22 protein-coding genes are annotated in these 20,662 nt (G+C 41.2%); 2 read left to right on the forward strand and 20 right to left on the reverse strand.

Annotated features, from left to right (window positions below; translation table 11 throughout):
- Positions 1-55 precede the first annotated feature (55 nt).
- The 5 genes from secG to thiM all read right to left on the reverse strand — a co-directional run bounded on the left by secG (position 56) and on the right by thiM (position 3,423).
- On the reverse strand, positions 56-298 hold the full coding sequence (secG, locus tag CLOL250_RS04390) for a preprotein translocase subunit SecG (RefSeq protein ID WP_008400940.1): 243 nt from the start codon (positions 296-298) through the stop codon (positions 56-58).
- A 97-nt stretch (positions 299-395) separates the two neighbouring features.
- On the reverse strand, positions 396-1,196 hold the full coding sequence (gene thiD, locus CLOL250_RS04395; protein ID WP_008400941.1) for a bifunctional hydroxymethylpyrimidine kinase/phosphomethylpyrimidine kinase: 801 nt from the start codon (positions 1,194-1,196) through the stop codon (positions 396-398).
- A gap of 83 nt (positions 1,197-1,279) precedes the next feature.
- Positions 1,280-1,930, reverse strand: a complete 651-nt coding sequence (locus CLOL250_RS04400) for an HAD family hydrolase (protein ID WP_008400942.1) — start codon at positions 1,928-1,930, stop codon at positions 1,280-1,282.
- Between the two features lie 2 nt (positions 1,931-1,932).
- Positions 1,933-2,586 (reverse strand): thiamine phosphate synthase, encoded by a 654-nt coding sequence (thiE, locus tag CLOL250_RS04405; protein WP_008400944.1) that lies wholly within the window; start codon positions 2,584-2,586, stop codon positions 1,933-1,935.
- Between the two features lie 15 nt (positions 2,587-2,601).
- The gene (thiM, locus tag CLOL250_RS04410; RefSeq protein WP_044944986.1) at positions 2,602-3,423 is read right to left on the reverse strand and encodes a hydroxyethylthiazole kinase; all 822 of its coding nucleotides are present in this window, start codon (positions 3,421-3,423) and stop codon (positions 2,602-2,604) included.
- Positions 3,424-3,639: 216 nt separating this feature from the next.
- Between thiM and CLOL250_RS04415 the strand changes: the two genes are divergently transcribed.
- A complete protein-coding gene (locus tag CLOL250_RS04415; protein WP_008400946.1) occupies positions 3,640-4,620 on the forward strand; it encodes a hypothetical protein in 981 nt (326 codons plus the stop codon).
- A 13-nt stretch (positions 4,621-4,633) separates the two neighbouring features.
- On the opposite strand, the gene CLOL250_RS04420 is transcribed toward CLOL250_RS04415, so the two are convergent.
- The 10 genes from CLOL250_RS04420 to CLOL250_RS04465 all read right to left on the reverse strand — a co-directional run bounded on the left by CLOL250_RS04420 (position 4,634) and on the right by CLOL250_RS04465 (position 15,559).
- On the reverse strand, positions 4,634-5,359 hold the full coding sequence (locus CLOL250_RS04420; protein ID WP_008400947.1) for a hypothetical protein: 726 nt from the start codon (positions 5,357-5,359) through the stop codon (positions 4,634-4,636).
- Between the two features lie 13 nt (positions 5,360-5,372).
- Positions 5,373-5,858, reverse strand: coding sequence for a pantetheine-phosphate adenylyltransferase (gene coaD, locus CLOL250_RS04425; protein ID WP_008400949.1), 486 nt, complete (start codon positions 5,856-5,858; stop codon positions 5,373-5,375).
- Between the two features lies 1 nt (position 5,859).
- Positions 5,860-6,417 carry a 16S rRNA (guanine(966)-N(2))-methyltransferase RsmD gene (rsmD, locus tag CLOL250_RS04430; RefSeq protein ID WP_008400951.1) on the reverse strand — a complete coding sequence of 186 codons (558 nt, stop codon included), beginning with the start codon at positions 6,415-6,417 and terminating at the stop codon, positions 5,860-5,862.
- Positions 6,418-6,479: 62 nt separating this feature from the next.
- Positions 6,480-8,108: a cellulase family glycosylhydrolase gene (locus CLOL250_RS04435; RefSeq protein WP_008400952.1), complete on the reverse strand. Its 1,629-nt coding sequence runs from the start codon at positions 8,106-8,108 to the stop codon at positions 6,480-6,482.
- Positions 8,109-8,126: 18 nt separating this feature from the next.
- The gene (locus tag CLOL250_RS04440) at positions 8,127-9,377 is read right to left on the reverse strand and encodes a hypothetical protein (RefSeq protein ID WP_008400953.1); all 1,251 of its coding nucleotides are present in this window, start codon (positions 9,375-9,377) and stop codon (positions 8,127-8,129) included.
- Entirely contained in the window at positions 9,367-10,488 is a 1,122-nt protein-coding gene (locus tag CLOL250_RS04445; RefSeq protein ID WP_008400955.1) for a DUF58 domain-containing protein, read from the reverse strand. The genes CLOL250_RS04440 and CLOL250_RS04445 overlap by 11 nt, the downstream gene beginning before the upstream one ends.
- 1 nt (position 10,489) lies before the next feature.
- Positions 10,490-11,440, reverse strand: coding sequence for an AAA family ATPase (locus tag CLOL250_RS04450; protein WP_044944989.1), 951 nt, complete (start codon positions 11,438-11,440; stop codon positions 10,490-10,492).
- Between the two features lie 13 nt (positions 11,441-11,453).
- The gene (gene recG, locus CLOL250_RS04455) at positions 11,454-13,484 is read right to left on the reverse strand and encodes an ATP-dependent DNA helicase RecG (RefSeq protein ID WP_008400957.1); all 2,031 of its coding nucleotides are present in this window, start codon (positions 13,482-13,484) and stop codon (positions 11,454-11,456) included.
- Between the two features lie 15 nt (positions 13,485-13,499).
- Positions 13,500-15,182 (reverse strand): DAK2 domain-containing protein, encoded by a 1,683-nt coding sequence (locus CLOL250_RS04460; protein ID WP_008400958.1) that lies wholly within the window; start codon positions 15,180-15,182, stop codon positions 13,500-13,502.
- A gap of 17 nt (positions 15,183-15,199) precedes the next feature.
- The gene (locus CLOL250_RS04465) at positions 15,200-15,559 is read right to left on the reverse strand and encodes an Asp23/Gls24 family envelope stress response protein (RefSeq protein WP_008400960.1); all 360 of its coding nucleotides are present in this window, start codon (positions 15,557-15,559) and stop codon (positions 15,200-15,202) included.
- 283 nt (positions 15,560-15,842) lie between these two features.
- Between CLOL250_RS04465 and rpmB the strand changes: the two genes are divergently transcribed.
- On the forward strand, positions 15,843-16,028 hold the full coding sequence (gene rpmB, locus CLOL250_RS04470; RefSeq protein ID WP_008400961.1) for a 50S ribosomal protein L28: 186 nt from the start codon (positions 15,843-15,845) through the stop codon (positions 16,026-16,028).
- 351 nt (positions 16,029-16,379) lie between these two features.
- On the opposite strand, the gene CLOL250_RS04475 is transcribed toward rpmB, so the two are convergent.
- The 5 genes from CLOL250_RS04475 to CLOL250_RS04495 are packed head-to-tail and all read right to left on the reverse strand — an operon-like array spanning position 16,380 to position 20,547.
- The gene (locus CLOL250_RS04475; RefSeq protein ID WP_008400964.1) at positions 16,380-16,787 is read right to left on the reverse strand and encodes a GerW family sporulation protein; all 408 of its coding nucleotides are present in this window, start codon (positions 16,785-16,787) and stop codon (positions 16,380-16,382) included.
- The gene (locus CLOL250_RS14115; protein ID WP_274922238.1) at positions 16,787-17,842 is read right to left on the reverse strand and encodes a DUF2953 domain-containing protein; all 1,056 of its coding nucleotides are present in this window, start codon (positions 17,840-17,842) and stop codon (positions 16,787-16,789) included. The genes CLOL250_RS04475 and CLOL250_RS14115 overlap by 1 nt, the downstream gene beginning before the upstream one ends.
- A 32-nt stretch (positions 17,843-17,874) precedes the next feature.
- Entirely contained in the window at positions 17,875-18,204 is a 330-nt protein-coding gene (locus CLOL250_RS04485) for a hypothetical protein (RefSeq protein WP_044945085.1), read from the reverse strand.
- A gap of 32 nt (positions 18,205-18,236) precedes the next feature.
- The gene (locus CLOL250_RS04490) at positions 18,237-19,664 is read right to left on the reverse strand and encodes a hypothetical protein (RefSeq protein WP_008400967.1); all 1,428 of its coding nucleotides are present in this window, start codon (positions 19,662-19,664) and stop codon (positions 18,237-18,239) included.
- A 40-nt stretch (positions 19,665-19,704) separates the two neighbouring features.
- Positions 19,705-20,547 (reverse strand): hypothetical protein, encoded by an 843-nt coding sequence (locus CLOL250_RS04495; protein WP_044944992.1) that lies wholly within the window; start codon positions 20,545-20,547, stop codon positions 19,705-19,707.
- Positions 20,548-20,662 lie beyond the last annotated feature (115 nt).

Here is a 20,662-nt window from a genome sequence, read left to right on the forward strand (position 1 = left end):
TAAAAAGTGCTTACATATAGGATATATGTAAGCACTGATAAATTCTGTATATGAACTAGAACAGCTTAGAATCAAGAAGCAATGCAATTACTATAAAAAGAACACCAAGCACTGTTGTGATCTTTCTGAGAACCGCATCTTTTGAACTTCCTTTATTCTTGCCCCAGTATGAATTATCATAATTACCGCCGGTAATTGAACTTGTCAGACTGGCTGATTTACCTTCCTGTGACAGGACAATAATTGTTAATGCTATACATATAATTACATATACGACCATGATAATTGTCTTTACCATATTGCCACCTCCATTCCAAGTGTTCTGGTGTCAAATGCGCTTTTACACCAACTTTGTCCATAATAACATAGTCATTTGAGATTCGCAACCACTTTTTTCATGATTCTGCAAATCTGCTTTTCAGATCAAAGCCGTGATTCATAGGTCCGCTTCCATGTCCCAGATCCATGCCATCTGCAAGCGCACCGGATATATAGTCTTTTGCGTTCTTTATTGCTTCATCGATCTTATACCCTTTTGCAAGATTTGATGCGATTGCACTTGATAGTGTGCATCCGGTTCCATGAGTATTCGGATTATCGATTCGTTTTCCATAATACCAGTTGACTTTTCCGTCTGAATATAAGACATCATTTGCATCGTTGATACTGTGTCCTCCCTTGCAGAGGACTGCGCAGCCATAGACTTTTGATATTTTTTCAGCTGCACAAACCATATCCTGTTCATCACGGATCGTCATTCCGGCCAATACCTCTGCTTCCGGAATATTCGGAGTAATAACCTCTGCAATCGGAAGCAGACATTCTTTTAAAGCACCGATCGCATCCTCGTCGATCAGCCGGTGTCCGCTGGTTGACACCATAACGGTATCCACAACTACATGTTCTGCCTGATATTCTTTTAACTTATCTGCGATCACACGGATCAACTTCTCGGATGCGACCATACCGATCTTAATCGCATCCGGCAGGATATCCGTAAATACGGCGTCAAGCTGTAAAGCAAGCATCTCAGGCGTTGTCTCCTGAATCCCGGTCACTCCCATTGTATTTTGGGCGGTCAATGCGGTGATTGCGCTCATGGCATAACAACCATTTGCCATAATGGTCTTTATATCTGCCTGGATTCCCGCACCGCCGCCGGAATCGCTTCCGGCTATTGTAAGAACTGTCTTCAACCCTTTGTCTCCTTTACTTTTAAAAATACTTTAGTTATCGGTTTGCTGTACATTTTCATCCATTCTGTGTCATACCGGTTTCTTTAAAGGAAGAAAATATTATATAATTCCTTTGTATTGTCAACATACAGCGTACTGTATTTTTTTAACTCATTTACATGCTCCGCACTCGCAGCATCATAGATACCACATACTTTGAAGCCTGCATCAAATGCCGTTCTTGCTCCATGATAAGCGTCCTCAAACACCCATGTATCAGCAATGTTCGTCTGCATATACTTTGCTGCCTGAATATAGATATCCGGATATTCTTTTCCGATTCCTACCTCCGAGCAGGTAAAGATCTTCTTGAAAAAATGATCCATATGATTATGCTTCAGTACGGCTTCGATATGAACCCTGTCTGTCGCAGTCGCTACTGTCATTGGAATTTTCCGCTCCTGTAAGGCAGATAAGAACTCTATGATCCCCGGCTTTGGTTCTGCTTCATTTCTGTAAAATGCTCCAATAGTTTCATTGATTCCATCTATGATATCAGGAATCGTTTTTGACAAGCCGTAATTCTTTTTTAGGTATTCCGCAGATTCTGTAATCGTAAATGTATACAGTTTTTTTTGAAGATGTGGTTCTGCCTTGATATTCATTTCTGCCAGATATCGTTCTGCCGCATGCTCCCACATTCCCATGGAATCGATCAGTGTTCCGTCTATATCAAAGATCGCACCTTTTATCATCCTTATTCTCCTAACATCTTCTTTGTCTGTTTTTTTAAATCTGCCGTAGCTGCCTCAATATCTGTCTGACCAAAGATCGCACTGATAACTGCGATACCACAAATTCCGCTTTGACTTAATTCCACAACATTATCTCTGGTTATGCCGCCGATTGCAATAACCGGAATATGCACATGCTCACAGATTTCCTGTAACATCTCAAAACTGACTTCTGTTGCATCATTCTTAGATCCGGTTGGAAATACCGCACCAACGCCCAGATAATCCGCTCCATGCTTTTCAGCCAGTTCTGCCTGTTCCACTGTCTGTGCGGATACTCCGATGATCTTATCGTCTCCCAGCACCTTTCTGACATCTAAGGCTTCCATATCCGACTGTCCGACATGCACACCATCTGCACCAATCTTCTTTGCAAGCTCCACATTATCATTGATTACAAACGGCACCTTATATTCTTTGCATAATTTCTGGATCTCAAGAGCTTCCTGATAAAATGCTTTATCATCCAGATTTTTTTCACGAAGCTGGATAAAGGTTGCTCCGCCTTTTAATGCTGCCTCAACCTGACTGATCAGAGTTGCCCCATTCAACCAATGTCTATCTGTTACTGCATATAGCAAAAGCTCCTCCGGCTTTATATGTGTCTGCTTACTCATAGCCTCGTTCACTCCTTATCTGATCTCATACTTTGCCATACTGCAAAGCTTATCTGCATCCATATTATAGATTGCGTCAATAATGCGGTTTCTATAAGTTGAATTGCCATCTGTAGACTCCATATTCGCAAATCCGACTTCTCCGGCAACTCCCATCAGTATAACGGCAGTTGCAGCAGCTTCCAGTTTGTTATCCGGATTTGCTGTCAGATAAGCTGTCATAAGACCGGACAACTGGCATCCGGTTCCTGTGATCTTACCCATCTCCGGTCTTCCGTTCCGAATCACATAACAGGTATCTGCATCTGCTACCAGATCGATTGCTCCTGTAACAGCGATGATACAGCCAAGTTTTCCCGCAAATTTTTTCACAAAATCAACCGCCTGATCGAGAGTATCTTCTGTAACTGCATCAGCCACATCTGCATCTACGCCTTTTGTACTGCCGGAACCAAATGCAAGAGTCTTGATTTCTGATATATTTCCACGGATCACATCAAATTTTATCTCATTTAAAAGCTTCATCGCTGTCTCTGTACGTAGTCTGCTGGCTCCTGCGCCCACCGGATCAAGCAGCACGGCATGTCCCAGCTCATTTGCCTTTTTGCCGGCAGCAAGCATGGATGGGATCGTATTCTTATTTAAGGTCCCAATATTAATATTTAAACCACCACAGATACCGGTGATATCTTCCACATCGTCAATATCATCTGCCATGATCGGACTTCCTCCACATGCCAGAAGCACATTTGCAACATCATTTACTGTTACATAATTCGTGATATTATGCACCAGCGGAGTTTTCGCCTTTACATTTTCAAAACACACCTTGATCATTTTATCTACCTCCTGTAATAGCAGCTTAACTATACTCAGTTTTCTTCTCTTTTTCAACTATTTTACCTGAAAATGCTTTACCTTATCTGAGCTTCTCCTGTTAATCTATCTGTTTTTTGTTTGTAAATATTATACGCAAATTAGGAAATTTATAATTCATAGTAATTACTCTTTTTTCATAAAATACAGATGAACAAATAAACCGGAGTTTTCCCTATGAAGCATCCTGCCTTATCTATCCGCTCATTCTGCTTATATCCTGCTTTCATCCTGCTTGTTATCACACTCTGTCTGAATTCTTCATTTGTTTCCAAAAGTTTTGCAGAGGGTCTTGTACTGTGGTATAACAATCTGGTTCCTCTGCTGCTTCCTTTTCTTCTGATCTCAGGTTTCTTCCTGTCTATGATTGACTGGGAGCATCCAAACCGGGCAGGCTGTCTGATCCTGTTATTCTTATGCGGTCTGTTCTGCGGCTACCCGGTCGGTGCAATCGCTATAGGCAGGCTCTACAAAAATCAAGTTATATCAAAAGATTTCGCCCATGCCATTATGCCCCTCTGCAACAACATCAGCCCTATGTTTCTGATGGGATATGTCTGTAACCGATATCTAAACGGGCAGATAAATACCATCACTGTTCTGGCAGTCATCTATCTGCCACAGATCTGCTATGCCATCCTGTACTATCTGTTATCCAAAAAGCAGTTATCTATTTTACATTTTAAGCCAATCAAAAAAACAGCTCATCTCTCTTCTGATGATCAACCAAATCACCGAATATATCTCTCTGAAACTGCAGGCACTCTGTCCGAATATGCAACGGCACAGGATGATAACTATATGTCTTCTGTTATCGAAAACAGTATAACAACTATCACCATCATAGGAATCTATGTTGCCATTTTCTCTGTTCTATATGATCTTGTAATCGCATTTACCGGAGGCATACCGATTCTTCATATTCTCGCCTGTTACCTTGAGATAACAAAGGGACTGTCGGAATTATCTGCACTCTCCCTTTCTCATGTACAAAAAACAGCTTTGATCCTTTCTGTTACATCATTTGGCGGAATATCCTCCCTGTGCCAATCCATGCATATCCTAAAAGGTACAAAGCTGTCTTTTATATGCTATACATTTGGTAAATGTATCTGCGCAACGTTTAGTTATCTGATAATCTTGTTACTTTTAAGCTAAAATCCGACAATCTCTAGTCATCCAGAAAGTCATCGTCAAAATCATCATCTTCATCGTCTTCTTCATCATCGGAATACTCAGTCTTACCATATACATTATAATTCCGATCCTCTTCTGCAGTTACTTTCTCTTCCGGTACTGCCTGTGGATCATCCTCAGGAGCCGCAGCCTGCTGCGCTGCTCCGGTCATATTTGCAATATCTCCATTAATCTCATTTGTATTATTCAATACAATATCCAGATTTGACTGTAAGGACTGAATCAGGTTATCGTAATTTGCCTTTTCAGCCTCTAATGTTGCATTAATATAATTGCTGACCTCTGTAAGCTTATCCTTAGTGTAATACATAGAACCCAGACGGATCTCATTTGCATCTGCATTTGCTTCGTTTACAATCTGGTCAGCCTGACTTCTTGCCATATCTAAAATCTCATTTGCACGGATATTTGCAAGTTCAACTATCTGGCTCTGATCTACCAGCTTATTTGCCTCCGCAACAGATTCTGTGATAATAGAATCTGCTCTTGTTCTTGCATCTGCAAGGATAGCTTCTTTATTACGCATGATCTTTTTGCAACGCTCAATCTCATTTGGAAGCTTTAACTTCAGTTCATTTAACATCTGTTCCAGATCATCCTTTGGAACAACGATCTTACTGGATGATAACGGCTGATACTTACAATTATCTATAAAAATCTCAATCTCAGAAATCATTTCCTCAATGCCTTTTTTTGCCATGACTTATTTCCTCCTAAAATGCTCTGTTATATTTTTCTTTTATACGATCGACAACTTCTATTGGAACAAACTGTGTAACATCTACCCCATATCTTGCATACTCCTTCACGATACTGGAACTCAGATATGCATATTCAATACTCGTTGTCAAAAATACGGTGTCAATCTCCGGTGCAACTTTACGATTACTCTGTGCAATCTGCAATTCATATTCAAAATCTGTTACAGCTCTTAAGCCTCTGATAATCGTTTTTACACCATTCTGTCTGGCAAAATCAATCAGCAGTCCCCCAAAGCTCTCAACACGAACATTCGGTATATCTGACACCACTTCAGACAACATATTAACACGTTCTTTTACAGAAAACAATGGAGTTTTTGAAGTATTGTTCAAAACGCCGATGATCACTTCATCAAACATCTCCGCAGAGCGTTTAATCACATCCAAATGCCCCAATGTGACCGGGTCAAAACTTCCCGGATAAATTGCACTACTCATTTTATAAAATCTCCTGTATAAATGTATGTTTATTCGTCTTATACTTCTTCACACGATCGATTTCGAATCCTATATCTGTTAAATAATCATATTCTGTATTCAGATCCGATTCAACAATGATCCATGTGTTTTTATCAACAATACCTGAAGACGCAAGACGGTTCAATACCTGTTTTTCTAATAATTTTCCATATGGAGGATCCATAAATATAATATCAAACACAAGTCCTGACCGTTCCAGACTGTCAATCGCCGCAACACAGTCTCCTGTGATGACCCTGGCCTTGTCTTTTAATCCGGTAAATTCCAGATTGCGGTTAATGCAGTCTACTGCCTTCCGATTCTGTTCTACAAGGACTGCCTGCTTTGCTCCACGACTCAATGCTTCGATCGCGATCGCCCCGCTTCCACTGAACAGATCCAGGAATGTACAATCCGGCAATTCTCTCGATATGATATTAAATAAGGTCTCTTTGATCCGGTCTGTTGTCGGTCTGGTATCCATCGTGTCGATCGTTTCCAAACGAAGACTTCTGGCAGTTCCCGCTATTACTCTCATAAATCATGATCTCCCATAGGTTGTTAAAATCTTTTTTTATTGTATATATTTCATCCCTTTTGTCAATAGGAACTCTCAATTTTTTCCTTAATATACCTTCCGCTGTCTGACAGATCATCATCTGTAAAGCCACTTTTCTTTGTACAGGAGGAATCAAATAATGACGATGTCTCGGCTTTATTTGAAATATTCCATGCCGCATAGCTTAGATTCTTATCATCGATCAGATCAAACCATGCATCGGACTGATCATAATCAATCGAACCGTTTCCTGATGCATCACACAAGCCAAACTCCGATACAAAAACCGGGAGTCCGGAATCAAGTGCAGACTGAACCTTATTTCTCAGATCATCCTTATGGGTTGCGGCATAGAAATGAACCGCATACATCAGATTTGTCTGATCTGTGATCGGATCTGCAGCTGCCACGTCTACATCCTGACTCCAAGTTGGTGTTCCGACAATGATAATAGCATCCGGCGCATTTTTTCGTATGATCGGGATGATCGTTTCCGCATAGCTCTTTACGGAATCCCAGGTTGTTCCCCCATTAGGTTCATTTGCGATCTCATAGATCACATTTCCGTAAGAAGCATATTTCTTTGATATCCGATCAAAGAAATCCTTTGCATCATCTATATGCATATTCGGGTCATTGTCATTTAAAATATGCCAGTCAATGATCGCATACAGTCCAAGATCCGTTGCTGCATCAACACCTTTTCCAAGAAGCTCCTCGATCTCTGATTTATTTCCGCCGGAACAATATCCATAGGAATCTCCTGTATCTGTATACATCGCAAAACGCACCAGATTGATACCAAAGGAATCTTTGAAATACTGATAGGTGTCCTTACTTACAAAATCAGCAAACCAGGTAAGTCCGTGTGTACTGACACCTTTTAACCGGAATTTACTGCCGGATGCATCCACCAGATCCGTTCCCGATACTGCAAGTTTTCCATGTACCTTATACGGATCATCTTCTTTTTTACCGATTTTGCTGTCGGTGACCTTATCGCTGCCGGACTGATCTTTTTTATCGCTGTCAGCGGACTGCCCATCTGTCTGAGCTGCATTCTCATCATTTTTCTGCTGATCATCGCCGGTGACAGTTGTTACTTCTTTTCCTGCGATCATCAATGTACAACGAACAGGCTTCACATCCGATGCTGACAAATTATATCCAAAATCAATGCTGCCACCAGCCGGTATCTCCTCATTATAGCTTTCTGCGGTTACATGAACCACCGATCCATCTGCCGTATACTTTCCATTCCAGAGCTGGTCGATCGTTACTTTCCCGGAAAATTCCAGATCAACGCTCCAATCCGTTGCAGCTTTATCGGTCTTATTATAGATCGTGACCGTCTCTGTAGCGGCTGTCATCCCGTTATTTTCCCATGTACTTCCAACCGTTACTTCTGCATATAAGGTCTTCTTGTCATCTGTCGACTTCTGAGTATCGGATGCACCCTTTTCTTTCTTTTGATCAGCGCCATCCTCAGCCTTTTGCTCCGTATCCTGCCCGGATCCCTCTATCACAGCTTCTGTTCCGGCATTCTTCTGTCCGTCCGGATAATTATTTTTCCGACTTTTTGTCACCAGTATAACTGACAGTGCCACAACAGCCGCTGCAAGTACTATGATGACTCCCCATAATACAATCGTCTTTTTCTTCTGGTTCATTTTTGCACTACTCCCTTTTTATTTGCCTTTTTCATTCACCCTTTTATTCTGTCCTGATGCCGCTTTCATTTCTCGTATAACATGGCTGTCCACTTCTCCGGCTCCATATCGGATCTGTTCATATATAACAGAAATACCCTCTACATTTCCAACCTCCGTCTCTGTTATCTCCTGCCTGATATCTTCACAGGTCATCCGTTTGTTAAGTGTGATCACATCCTTATATCGCAGGATCGACTTCTTATAAATTTTTCTTGCCCGTTCTTCAGCTGTCAACCTGTGCATTATGCGTCTATCTGTTATACGTTCTTTATATTGCCTCGGTTCTTCGGCGATAAGCTCGATCACATCATCTGCATGGCTTCTCGGTTTCAAAAGGAAACGAATCACCTGCAACAATATCCGTACCAGAAAGAATATCAGAAGAAGAACTACAAATACCTTTAATATCAAGGTAAATACATCATATCCCTTTACACTGTTCTGATAATATTCATTTAAGGTATCCTGATAATCGAGACCGGTTGCTGCCGTTCCTCCCTTCGTAAGCAGCGTCAGCACAAATACCCATATGACCATGATCGCACCAAATACTGTCTGAACCACCTTTGCAAATGCACGCGCAAGTACATTTACAAACCCGGACAGATCAAGGAAACGACAGGCTCCCATTAATAACAACACAAGCACTGCAAGGAATAATACAACCCTGCCATTTATAACTGCGATATCCCGGATGGATTGCTCCGATATTTCTGTTGTCTGTGAGATATAGCGTTTCAACCCCTGTATATACCGGATCATCATATATATAGCCATAAGTAATGCAACTGCAATATAAGACAGGTTCGACAAAACAGACAGTTTCATGCCGATACTTGCAAAATAAATAATAATTCCTGCTAAGATCGATGGCCATGGTTCGCTCATATCTGTAAGTCCGGAGCCTCTCTTTGCATAAGCAACCGCACATGGCAGCAGATACCCGATATCATAAATCCCTGTAACCATTCGGATCCATACTGTGCCCGGCAAGATAACTAAAAGTCCCGCAAGCACCAGATGTCCAATGGTAAGTAATATATGATTCGGTGCAAAATCTCTGATCAGATAGGACAACAGAAATATTCCTGCGATCCAAATGGCATCCGTAAACCGCGGATCTTGTCTCATAAATATCATGCAGAATGTATACATGAACAATTCCGCCGCTACCACCTCATAAAGATAACGTAATCCTCGCTCCGCCCAATATATCTTATGTGTCATTTAACTCTACCTCCATTCCATGAAGATAAGGTCTGATATCATCGCACCCCTGTATATTCAGATATGGAACTATCATATAAATATTCTTTCCTTTTTCAGCCATATGATCAAGTTCATTCAGCAAATCCTTTTTATGGTATGCAGATACGATCAGATATGTTGTATTACTGTCTACATCTGTCACTTCCTGCTTCAAGACTTCAACAAATCTATCAATTCCGGCATTTTCCGTTATCCGTGCCAGATATTTATCAACCGTAAATCGATGTTCTCCGGAAGAACCAAAATCCACCCATTCCACCTCACCGGATAACAGATCATATCCATTTGCCCGTATCATGACAGGAATCCGGTTATCCAGAAAGTAAGATGCTGCCGTGGATGCTATACTGATACACATTTCCTGTATATAATGAACTCTTATCATGGTGTTCGGCTCCAGGCAGACAAGTATCTTCACCCTCTGTTCTGCCGTGTGCTCATATACATTTACCATCAGGTCGTCGCATCTGGCTGTTGCTTTCCAGTTAATGCTCTTTCTCGGGTCTCCCACACTGTAAGTCCGCAGGCCGGAAAAAGCAAACGGATCCGGAAAAAGACTTCTCCTTGATGTCAGATCACCCAACATACCATCTAAGACCGTATCAAGCTGTATATTAGAAAGTTTTTCAGGGAAAACATACAGATATGCCTGATTTTCTACAGACAGCGCAAATGTCTTCGACATCAGAAAATCCTTTGCCATCAGCTTTACAGCACTGATAAAAAACAAACCTCGCTCTTTCGCCGTAAATGAAAGCTTTCTGACTACCTTCCGGTTTCCCATAATCGAAAACGGATCATTTCTATGATAAAAATCCGTAACAACCGCATTCTCATTTTCCTGAAACTGTAAGGATCTCGCTGTGGAAAACTTCACATGTAAAGTTGTAAGAGGCAGCATCTTTCGATTTGTAATTGTCTCTGTTATCCCTGATTTATCGCCAATCTCCAGATACCTGTCATCAAAATCCAGATCAAGAGAAAGCCCCTGATCCCAGTATTTGCGGTAAATAACAGTCTGTCCGAGATAGATCACCAGAAAACACAATACTGCTATCAGTATCTCCATATTAATTCTCCCAATCTTCAACCGGAACAGCGATCTGATCGACCAGTTCCCTGATCACTGCCTTTTCCTTTTTCTCATCCATGTGTCCTGCCATGATCACACGATGTGCCAGAACATACGGTGCCATATACCGGACGTCATCCGGACGGACAAAGGTTCTGCCCTCCATAGCAGCATATGCCTGCGACAGACGAAGAAGCCCTACCGTGCCTCTGGAGCTTGCACCAACCTGTATCCGGCTGTTATTCCTGGTCGCAAGGATCATGTCTGCTATATATTCCTTTACGCAAGGATGAACAAAAACTTCTCTGACCGCTTCCTGCATCGTCTTTATATGATCTGTATCACAGACCGTCTGAAGTGTATCAAACGGATTCTCAGACATAAAACGATCCATGATCGAAACCTCTGTAGCCTTTGAATTATCTCCCATGGAGATCTTTATAAGGAAACGATCAAGCTGGGCTTCCGGAAGCGGGTATGTACCGGTCGTCTCGATCGGATTCTCTGTTGCAATAACAAAAAACGGTGCTTCAAGCCTATGACTTTCTCCATCGATCGTCACCTGCTGCTCTTCCATTGCCTCAAGCAGACTGGACTGTGTTCTCGGTGTTGCACGATTGATCTCATCTGCAAGCAGGATATTTGTAAATACAGGTCCCTTCACCAATACAAAATCTTCTGATTTACGATTATAGATACTTAAACCTGTAATATCGGATGGCATAAGATCAGGTGTGAACTGAACTCTCTTAAACTGTCCTCCGATGCTTTTGGCAAATGTCTTTGCTAAAAGTGTCTTACCGGTTCCCGGTCTGTCCTCCACCAGTACATGACCTCCCGCAAAAAGTGCAGCCAGTATCACACGTATCTCCTTCTCTCTGCCGATCAGTACTCTCGATATATTCTCACAGATCTTATCTGCCTGTTCTTTTACCTCTGCTATCTTCATCGTTCTAATCTCCTTATAATATCGGTTTTCCATACATCTCATTTCTTGCTGCTACACTTCGGTCAAATTCTGTCCGTATGCGGTCACCATACTTCTCATAGACATCCGATGCTGCCTTTAACATGTCGGCATGTTTATAGATATCTCCCATCTTAAACAGTACATCTCCGCTCTGTCTGATACCAAAGAAATCTCCCGGTCCTCTCCGTTTCAGATCTTCTCCCGCAATATAAAAGCCATCGTTTGAATCTGCAAGTACATTTAATCGTTCCATCACTTCTTTATTTTTCTTTCCACTGATAAAGATACAATAAGACTGCAGATTTCCACGTCCCACACGCCCACGGAGCTGATGCAGAGCTGCCAGTCCAAACCGTTCTGCATTTTCTACCATCATAACCGTGGCATTCGGATTATTGATCCCTACCTCGATAACCGTTGTAGATACCAGTACATCAACCTTTTTTTCATAAAAATCCGTCAGGATACGGTTCTTCTCATCCCCTGTCATCTTGCCATGCAAATAGGCCACATGTATGCTGCTGTCAAGCTTCTGTGACAGATCTTCCGAATACTCAACTACATTTGCCACATCATCTAAGGCTTCGCTTTCCTCCACCATCGGGCATACCACATAGACCTGATGTCCTTTCTTAACCTCTGCCCGGATAAATGCCTGTGCTTTCGGGCGGTAGCTCTCATCCACTACACAGTTTTTGATCGGAATCCGTCCTGCCGGCAGTTCATTAATTACCGAAATATCAAGATCTCCGTACATAATGATCGCAAGGGTTCTCGGAATCGGTGTCGCACTCATAACAAGAACATGTGGCGTTCCCCCTTTTAACGATAATTTCTCTCTCTGTCTTACGCCAAACCGATGCTGCTCATCCGTCACAACAAGCGCCAGATTATCATATTCCACCTTGTCCTGTATCAACGCATGCGTTCCAACGATCACATCCGCACGATGCTCTGCAATCTCCTGATACGCTTCCCGTTTCTCCTTTGCCGTCATCGAACCGGTCAACAGCGTAACATGGATTCCATATGGCTCAAATAAGCCGGTCAGTTCTTTAAAGTGCTGATTTGCAAGTACCTCGGTCGGCGCCATGATCACACCCTGATAACCCTGCGTCGCACAGGCAAATAAAGCGATCGCAGCAACGATCGTTTTACCGGAACCGACATCCCCCTGTACAAGACGGTTCATCACATGCTCTGAATTCATATCTGCCATGATATCTCGAACCGCATCCATCTGTGCCCCAGTCAGACGATACGGAAGGCTCTCGATAAACCCTGTCACCTGCTCCGTAAATGGTATCTTCGCCTGATTGTATTTCACCGTATCATGTTCTTTCAGACTATGCATATTCTCTATAAATTCATAAAATTCATCAAAGGCAACCCGCTTGATCGCAGCTCTTAAGTGATCCTCCGTATCCGGGAAATGGATATGGGTTACGGCTTCATTTGCCCTCATCAGATCATATTCATCCCGAATGTCCTCCGGTATATAATCTGAAAGCGTCTGAATCAGAGGAAGCGTTCCCTTTACCGCTTTCTGGATCGTCTTGCTTGTAATACCCGCCGTACAACCATATACAGGCTGCCATTCTTTTAAAATTTCCTGATATTGGGGCACTGTATAGTACTCCGGCTGGCTCATCGTATACATGCCATTCTTATATTTCACTTCTCCGACAAAGATATAACGATCTCCAATATGAAAATAATTACGCAGAAAAGGACAATTAAACCATGTCAGTTTAATTGTCCCGGTATAATCTTTGGCATAGGCAGTCGCAATCGAGAATCCGCGAAGCTTCTTCACTTCCACCCGACTGTTGATCGTCACACTTACTGCCTGACGCTCATCTGCCTGTATATCCTGAATGTCAACAGGATCCATATATGTAATATAAGTTCTTGGATAATAATGGATAAGGTCACTCACTGTAGAGATACCAAGCTTTGCCAGATTACCGGCTGTTTTTTCTCCTATCCCTTTAATACAAGTTACCTTATCCTTTAATTCCATGTAGTTTTTCTCCCTTTATTCTACAGAAACAATGTAATAATAGATTGGCTGACCACCATAGTAGTTCTGTACATCGCAGTCAGGGAAGCTTTCTTCCACTCTTGCCGCAAATGCCTCTGCATCCTCCTTCTTTACATCTGCTCCGTAATAAATACTGATCAGTTCGCTGTCTTCATCTACTGCATCTTTGATCAGATCGAATGTAACATCCGAAATGTCATTACCAACGGATACCAGTCCCTTATCACCGATACCCATGATATCTCCCTCATGGATGGCTTTTCCATCGATGGAGGTATCTCTGACCGCATATGTTACCTGTCCGCTCTTTACATTTGATACAGCTTCTAACATATTGTTTTTGTTATCCTCTAATGTCATCGTACTGTCAAACGCTATCATTGCACTGATACCCTGTGGCGCATTTGCCGTTGCAAGGACGATGATATTCTTATCTTCACATAAGCCGGCTGCCTGATTGGCTGCAAGAACAACATTTTTATTATTTGGGAATATAAATATATTCTCGGCATGAACCTTCTCGATCGCATTCAGCATATCCTCAGTGCTTGGATTCATCGTCTGACCACCTTCGATCACATAATCAACTCCAAGCTCCGTAAAGAACTCCTTTAATCCATCACCCATGGATACTGCGATGAAACCATATTGTTTCTTTGGCTGCTGTTTTTCTTTCTCTGCCTGTCTTGCAGCTTCCTGTCTGGCTGCTTCTTCCCGTTCTGCCTGCTTGATGACCTTCTCATGATGCTCCAGTCTCATATTATCGACCTTCATATTTGACAGATAACCAAGGGTAAGACCTTTTTCAAATGCCTGGCCCGGATGGTTTGTATGAACATGGATCTTTACGATCTCATCATCTGATACACAGACAATGGAATCACCGATCGACTCTAAGAACTGTTTCAGATCTTCTTCCTCTTTTATGCCGTATGGTTTTTCCAGATTAATAATAAATTCTGTACAATATCCGAACTTGATATCGGCCGACAGATCTTCAGAATACTTTGGATTGTCAACACCGGATACTCCTGCTCCGGAAGGCTTTGTATCTGCAATTACGACACGTCCGAGAATACAGTCAACTGCACCCTTTAATACTTCCATCAGGCCCTGTCCGCCGGAATCCACAACACCGGCCTCTTTTAATACCGGAAGCAGCTCCGGTGTGGAAGCAAGCACTTCATCTCCATGCTTAATGATGGTTTCGCAGAATTCCTCCAATGTAATATCTGTACCTGCACATTCTCTGGCCTTAGTAGCAATACCTCTGGCAACTGTAAGGATCGTTCCTTCCTTTGGCTTCATAACAGCCTTATAAGCTGTCTCAACCGCCTTCTGGAATGCATCAGCAATCTCGATTACTCCGATCTCTGTTTTATCCCCGATCTTCTTGCTGAAACCACGAAGAAGCTGAGAAAGGATTACACCTGAATTACCTCTGGCTCCACGAAGGGAACCGGTTGACATTGCCTTTGCGATATCACTCATTGTCTCCTTACAGGATTCAACTTCCCTTTTTGCTGACATGATCGTCATTGTCATATTTGTACCGGTATCTCCATCCGGTACAGGGAACACATTCAGCTCATTAATATAATCTTTTTTATTATCAAGGTTATTCGCACCGGCTATAAATGCTTTCTTCAGTGCAAGTGCATCAATCGTATTTTTCACTTCTACAGTTCCTCCGTCTAATCTAGAATCTTTACATCTTCAACAAATACATTTACCTGACTGACCTTAAGAGATGTAAAATCTTCTACTTTATATTTTACAGACTGCATCAGATTATCTGTTACAGCCTTGATGCTGACACCATATGCCACAACGATATGAAGCTCTACCACAATATCTCCATTCTCATCAAACGTAACATGAATTCCCTGCGTGATATTGTTTCCTTTTAACTGTTTTACGATTCCGTCTTTTACACTGACAATACCCATACCAACAATGCCAAAGCAATCGAGTGCTGTCATACCTGCTACCTGTGCAACCACATTCTCATCCAGACTGACGGTTCCATTATCATTATTTATATATTCGTTCATAGAAAACCTCCCATGCTTTTGTCCTGTTATATGATGTGCAGGAATCCCATCTCCTTATCATTCTGAAAAGTATATTTAAAAATAGGCAAACCTGTCTCACCATAATTATAAACATATAGTTCTATTATAACAGAGAATATGCAAATTTCAAGACAACCATTTATTGTCTATTCTTTTTAAAAAAATTAAAAATATGCTTGCATATAACAAAATTATCTGATATAGTAACATTTGTTGTGAACTTATGAGAGGATAAGTTTAATAAAAATAAGGAGGTGCTATCATGGCAAAATGTTCAGTTTGTAATAAAGGTGCTCATTTCGGTATCAAAGTGAGCCATTCACATAGAAGAGCAAATAAGATGTGGAAATCAAATGTTAAGTCTGTTAAGGCTATCGTAGATGGTTCTCCAAAGAAGATTTATGTTTGTACTTCATGTTTAAAATCTGGAAAGGTTGAGCGTGCATAGTTCACCTCGTATTCTTTCTAAAAAAGACTGCCATAAAACAATGGCAGTCTTTTTTATTTTCTTTTTTCAGACTGCCGGCCAAGCTTCTATCATAAATTCTCAAAATCTCTCCTGCCGTAACCCGGTCAGGTCATTGACTTTTAGCATCTGCAAAATAATATATATGCCATTAAAAAAAAGATTACAATAAGCAAAAATTCCAGAAACCCTTCTACCAGATAGCTGAATATCATTCCGATTGCAACGAAAAAGAGGGCAAATCCAACTACACGCTTCAAACAACATCACCGCCAAAAAAAGACTTCACATACCATTATAAGATATGCAAAGTCTTTTTCTTTTATGTCTGTTTTATTCCTCTGCCGGTTTCGATGCTTCTTCTACCGCCTGTTCAATCTGCTCTTCTTCCTCTGTCTTTTCCTTCTTAAAGAAGCCGGTGATCCGGTCAACGATCTCAGGTGCCATATCAATGATCTTGCTGATGGCATCCTGATTCTTAATATTAACAAGTCTTGTCTTACCGTTTGAGATAACCAGAACCGCAGCCGGACTGAGCTTTGCTCCGATACCACCGGCCGCATTATTGCCGGTCTGTTTATTGAACGCACCGGCCGCCATACCGAAATTCACATCAAGAAGTGGAATAATGATCGTATCTCCTACCTTGATAGGATCTCCCACTACAGATTTGGATGAAACAAATCCATTCATTCCATGAAACAAAGTGCTGATCGTTCCGTCAATATTTGTATTTGCCATTACTTATTTCCTCCCGAAATCTTTTTTAAATATGCCATAGATCTTTTCACGTATTTATTAAAGTATACCTTGCAGCAATAATATAATATATTATAAACCCTGATTCTTCCTTTTATGAAAATATCCCCTTCCAATATCTTCTTGGAAAAATCCGGAGTTATATCTATTTTATTATAATATAACGGTAAAATCAAACTCAGATATCCAAGCTGTTTTCCGGTAGATGCCGGATCTCCTGAACCATATGTTACCTGCCCTTTGATCTTTGTCGGATTCAGATGCTTTAATAACAGGATCACGTTTCGCTTTAACACCTGAAATGCCTGCTTCGTTGTACCCGCCCGGACGAATTTCTTATACTGCTCCGCCTTATCTTTCATATGGTGCAGTTTTCTTACAACTGCTTCGATCTTATCCTTTACCGCAATAACAAATCGGTCGAACTTCTTACCGATACGGGTAAATATCGTCTCCGGACTTTTTTGAAATTCCGAATGATCTTCTGCAAATTCCCGGTTAGCATCTCTATCTTCTCTGTCGGGATCTGCATCCTGCATCATCTGATCTGACAAACCATCCTGCTGATCGGATTCAGCATCTTCTGCTTCCTGCTTTTCCGTTTTTTTCGCTTTTTCGGCTTCTGCCTGTTCGCGTTTTTCCTGTTTTTTTGCTTTTCGAATCTCTGCCTTTTCCTGTTTTTTCAGTTTTTTTGCTTCTCTGACTTCAGCTTTTTCCCGCATACGAGTTTCTTTTTCACTTTCTGTGACTTCTGTCTCCGTATCTGTTTCTTCCTGGCTTTCTTCCGAAAATCCACCTTCATTGGATACCAGCGTTCCGCCGAATGACCGCAGCCAATATACAAAGCCGTTTTCATCATAATTTGCTTTGAAGCAGAATACAAAACCCAACCATGAGGCTTTTAATTTGCATATAAAATTGTCATGTTTTTCTGCATAAAACCGATACCGGACAGGAACGAATAATAATAAAAGCAACAGTACAAGTACAAGCCCTATCAGGATCAATACTGTAATCAACAGAATCTTTAATATCAATAAGAAAATATGTAACATATGCTCCCCTTATATCAGCACACTGTCATGTCATATAGAAAATAGTCCTTACAATCAAACTTTCCGGTCATACCATATACATCCCGGATAATATCCCGTATAAGAAAAAACGCTCCGGCCTTTGTCATCGACATTCCAACGATAACGATATCATCTGTTCGTTTCTTATAGTACGGCTGCAGGAATTCATTTGCCTCATAAACCTCTAACAGTCCGTCCTCAAACAATGGAAGTGTTATGACATAAACATCCGCACAGGGCTTCCGCTTTTTTATTCTTTTTATCAGTCGGGATGCCGTCTTATCCGGCATAACTCCGGTATAAAGCCGCTTTGCTATTGTCATTTTTTCACTCCCCTGCTCTGTCCGACCTCTCTCTAATCTTCCATAATTCCCTGAATAATCACATAACATGCAAGAACCTCGCTGCGATTTGAACAGCGCACCAGTGCATTATCAATATAATCTTTGATCTCCTGCTGTGTATTAAAGAACACAGGAATTGTAGAAAGTATCTTCGCCATGACCGCACGATTAACTACCTGTGAGTTTCCGGTAAATACCTCTCCGAATTCTTCTATGAGTTTATCCTTTTTCGAAATAATATATTCAGAATCCGCAAGTGCGCCTGTCTCAATCTTCACATGATCGATATCTACAAACATACTGCCGGATAACAGCTTTTCCAGTGTATCAATACGATGATAAGCATCCTCCAGACCAAGGCGGATAATATCCGGCTGATTGGAAGATATGATATCATAGATCGGAGCTTCAAGCACCATCCGGTGTTCTCCCGCTTCCTCCTGTGCGCCTTCATTTGCAACCAGCATATCATATGCATCCGTCGGGAATTCATCTTCATTTTCCATGGATTCATAGATACGTCTGATAATGGATAATGCCCGCATACAGGATTCCGATACTCCTGACTTGCATTCAGCCGCAAGCATCATGCTGTACAGATCATTTACCAGCTCGATCAGCATCATATAATCTGATACGACATCATTGATAAAGCCTGCACTTTTATCCAGAACCGTTGACAGATTCCTGTATCCGTCAAAATCAAGATGTGCATAATCTCCCTCTTTAATAATCTCGTACGCTTCATGCAGAGAAGAATATTCTGTCTCGAATTTCTCCGGAAGCTGTAATAAGGCAGTTTCTTCTACTGTCTCTATAAAATCATCCAATGAACTGATCTCACAACCATTATAAATTGATAAAGTCTGTCCGATAATATCGTAAAATCTTGCCTTTGTCATACGAAGCGGAAGCTGACCTACGATCTGCTGGATCTTCGCATTTACCGCTACCTTATCCTTATCTGCAAAGATGAAGTTAAAGACCTCCGCGCTGAACTGCTCTGCATCAAATTTCTCAAACATCTTCTCAAGTTCTTCGTCCACATTTTCCTCGAATCCATATTCTTTTCGGTTCAGGATATATTCGTACAACTCAAACGCATCAGTATATGCAGTAAGTACCTTCATCTTCTCCGTGATCTTATTTCTCATTCCGGAGATAAGCGCCAGATCCTTGTCATCCAATTGATCCGCATCTCCTGCCAGATAAGTTCCGACCAGCTTATTGATTCCCATAACACATTCATAAATATATGGATCCTCTGCAAAATCTTTGTCTGCCATCAGTTCACGGATCACGACATAGTTTAATGCAAATTTCTGACAGGCATATTCGAAATCTGCCGTCATGACTGCATCTGCAAATTTTGCAAGATTCTCATCCATATTGTTCTTACGGGTTATCTCTGTGATCAGTTTTTTATCTTCATTATACATAACTATCTATTATCCTCTCATTCTTAATTAAATCCATCTCTTATTTATGCTCGTGCGTAAACAAATGATCCTGGCAATATTCCTTGTTGCCTGTACATCTGGAGCAATAACGGAACTGCATGTCCGGTGCTTCCTTATCTGTGATGCCGCATACATAACATTTATGTGTCACATTCTCTGAATTGTTGACACGCACCTGCTTCGCATAATTCCTCCTTCGCTTGATCTGCTTTGGAGAAAGCCGTCTGAAATCCTTTGTGCTGAAATAGAAAATTACAAAGTTTAAAAGTGACATTATGATATTTACACGTCCCATCAGGTTTGCGTTCATAAAATAATATCCTATAAACACCAGATACAAAACAGATAACCACTTCATCTTAACCGGAATGATCATTGCATACAGTACCTGCATATCCGGATAACAAACTGCAACTGCCAAAAATAAAGACAGGCAGATATAATAACTGGATACGATATAGATATGAGAATCCCATGACATCGGAATATGAAATACATACTGACAAAGTATATATGCGATCATCGTTCCTGCCATCGTGAGAAACATACCACCAAATATATACAGGTTGTACAAAAACGTACCGATTGAACGTTCTAATAGATTACCGATACTATAATAAAAAAACAACATAATGATAGTAAAGATACTGACACTTAATTCCGGAGGAGTGATTACCCATGTAAGTAATCTCCAAACTTCTCCCTGCATAACAAATGCAGGAACAAGAATCAGCTTTGATAAAATCTGTGGTGCAAACATCAGAAGCAGATAGCCAATGACATATCCAAGGATCAGATACAGGGACAGATTCTTGATCGCATACCGACCAAACTTCCTTTCAAGCTTGTTTATCATCTTCATGAATGGATCTCCTTTTAATTTCATTCATACTATTTGTTTTCGGTATATAAACAGATTTTCCAACATCTGTTATATCCACAAATCAGGGAACTGCCATATTCCCATCCAATGAGAA

Source organism: Clostridium sp. L2-50, assembly GCF_000154245.1.
GTDB lineage: Bacteria > Bacillota > Clostridia > Lachnospirales > Lachnospiraceae > Coprococcus.

What these genes read in the sequence shown, in the direction of transcription:
- secG (WP_008400940.1), bottom strand. Translation starts at nt 298, where the DNA reads ATGGTAAAGACAATTATCATGGTCGTATATGTAATTATATGTATAGCA.
- CLOL250_RS04420 (WP_008400947.1), bottom strand. Translation starts at nt 5,359, where the DNA reads ATGGCAAAAAAAGGCATTGAGGAAATGATTTCTGAGATTGAGATTTTT.
- rsmD (WP_008400951.1), bottom strand. Translation starts at nt 6,417, where the DNA reads ATGAGAGTAATAGCGGGAACTGCCAGAAGTCTTCGTTTGGAAACGATC.
- coaD (WP_008400949.1), bottom strand. Translation starts at nt 5,858, where the DNA reads ATGAGTAGTGCAATTTATCCGGGAAGTTTTGACCCGGTCACATTGGGG.
- CLOL250_RS04440 (WP_008400953.1), bottom strand. Translation starts at nt 9,377, where the DNA reads ATGACACATAAGATATATTGGGCGGAGCGAGGATTACGTTATCTTTAT.
- rpmB (WP_008400961.1), top strand. Translation starts at nt 15,843, where the DNA reads ATGGCAAAATGTTCAGTTTGTAATAAAGGTGCTCATTTCGGTATCAAA.
- CLOL250_RS04415 (WP_008400946.1), top strand. Translation starts at nt 3,640, where the DNA reads ATGAAGCATCCTGCCTTATCTATCCGCTCATTCTGCTTATATCCTGCT.
- CLOL250_RS04445 (WP_008400955.1), bottom strand. Translation starts at nt 10,488, where the DNA reads ATGGAGATACTGATAGCAGTATTGTGTTTTCTGGTGATCTATCTCGGA.
- recG (WP_008400957.1), bottom strand. Translation starts at nt 13,484, where the DNA reads ATGGAATTAAAGGATAAGGTAACTTGTATTAAAGGGATAGGAGAAAAA.
- thiE (WP_008400944.1), bottom strand. Translation starts at nt 2,586, where the DNA reads ATGAGTAAGCAGACACATATAAAGCCGGAGGAGCTTTTGCTATATGCA.
- CLOL250_RS04485 (WP_044945085.1), bottom strand. Translation starts at nt 18,204, where the DNA reads ATGACAATAGCAAAGCGGCTTTATACCGGAGTTATGCCGGATAAGACG.
- CLOL250_RS04465 (WP_008400960.1), bottom strand. Translation starts at nt 15,559, where the DNA reads ATGAACGAATATATAAATAATGATAATGGAACCGTCAGTCTGGATGAG.
- CLOL250_RS04475 (WP_008400964.1), bottom strand. Translation starts at nt 16,787, where the DNA reads ATGGCAAATACAAATATTGACGGAACGATCAGCACTTTGTTTCATGGA.
- CLOL250_RS04435 (WP_008400952.1), bottom strand. Translation starts at nt 8,108, where the DNA reads ATGAACCAGAAGAAAAAGACGATTGTATTATGGGGAGTCATCATAGTA.
- CLOL250_RS04400 (WP_008400942.1), bottom strand. Translation starts at nt 1,930, where the DNA reads ATGATAAAAGGTGCGATCTTTGATATAGACGGAACACTGATCGATTCC.
- CLOL250_RS04490 (WP_008400967.1), bottom strand. Translation starts at nt 19,664, where the DNA reads ATGTATAATGAAGATAAAAAACTGATCACAGAGATAACCCGTAAGAAC.
- CLOL250_RS04450 (WP_044944989.1), bottom strand. Translation starts at nt 11,440, where the DNA reads ATGAAGATAGCAGAGGTAAAAGAACAGGCAGATAAGATCTGTGAGAAT.
- CLOL250_RS04495 (WP_044944992.1), bottom strand. Translation starts at nt 20,547, where the DNA reads ATGAAGATGATAAACAAGCTTGAAAGGAAGTTTGGTCGGTATGCGATC.
- thiM (WP_044944986.1), bottom strand. Translation starts at nt 3,423, where the DNA reads ATGATCAAGGTGTGTTTTGAAAATGTAAAGGCGAAAACTCCGCTGGTG.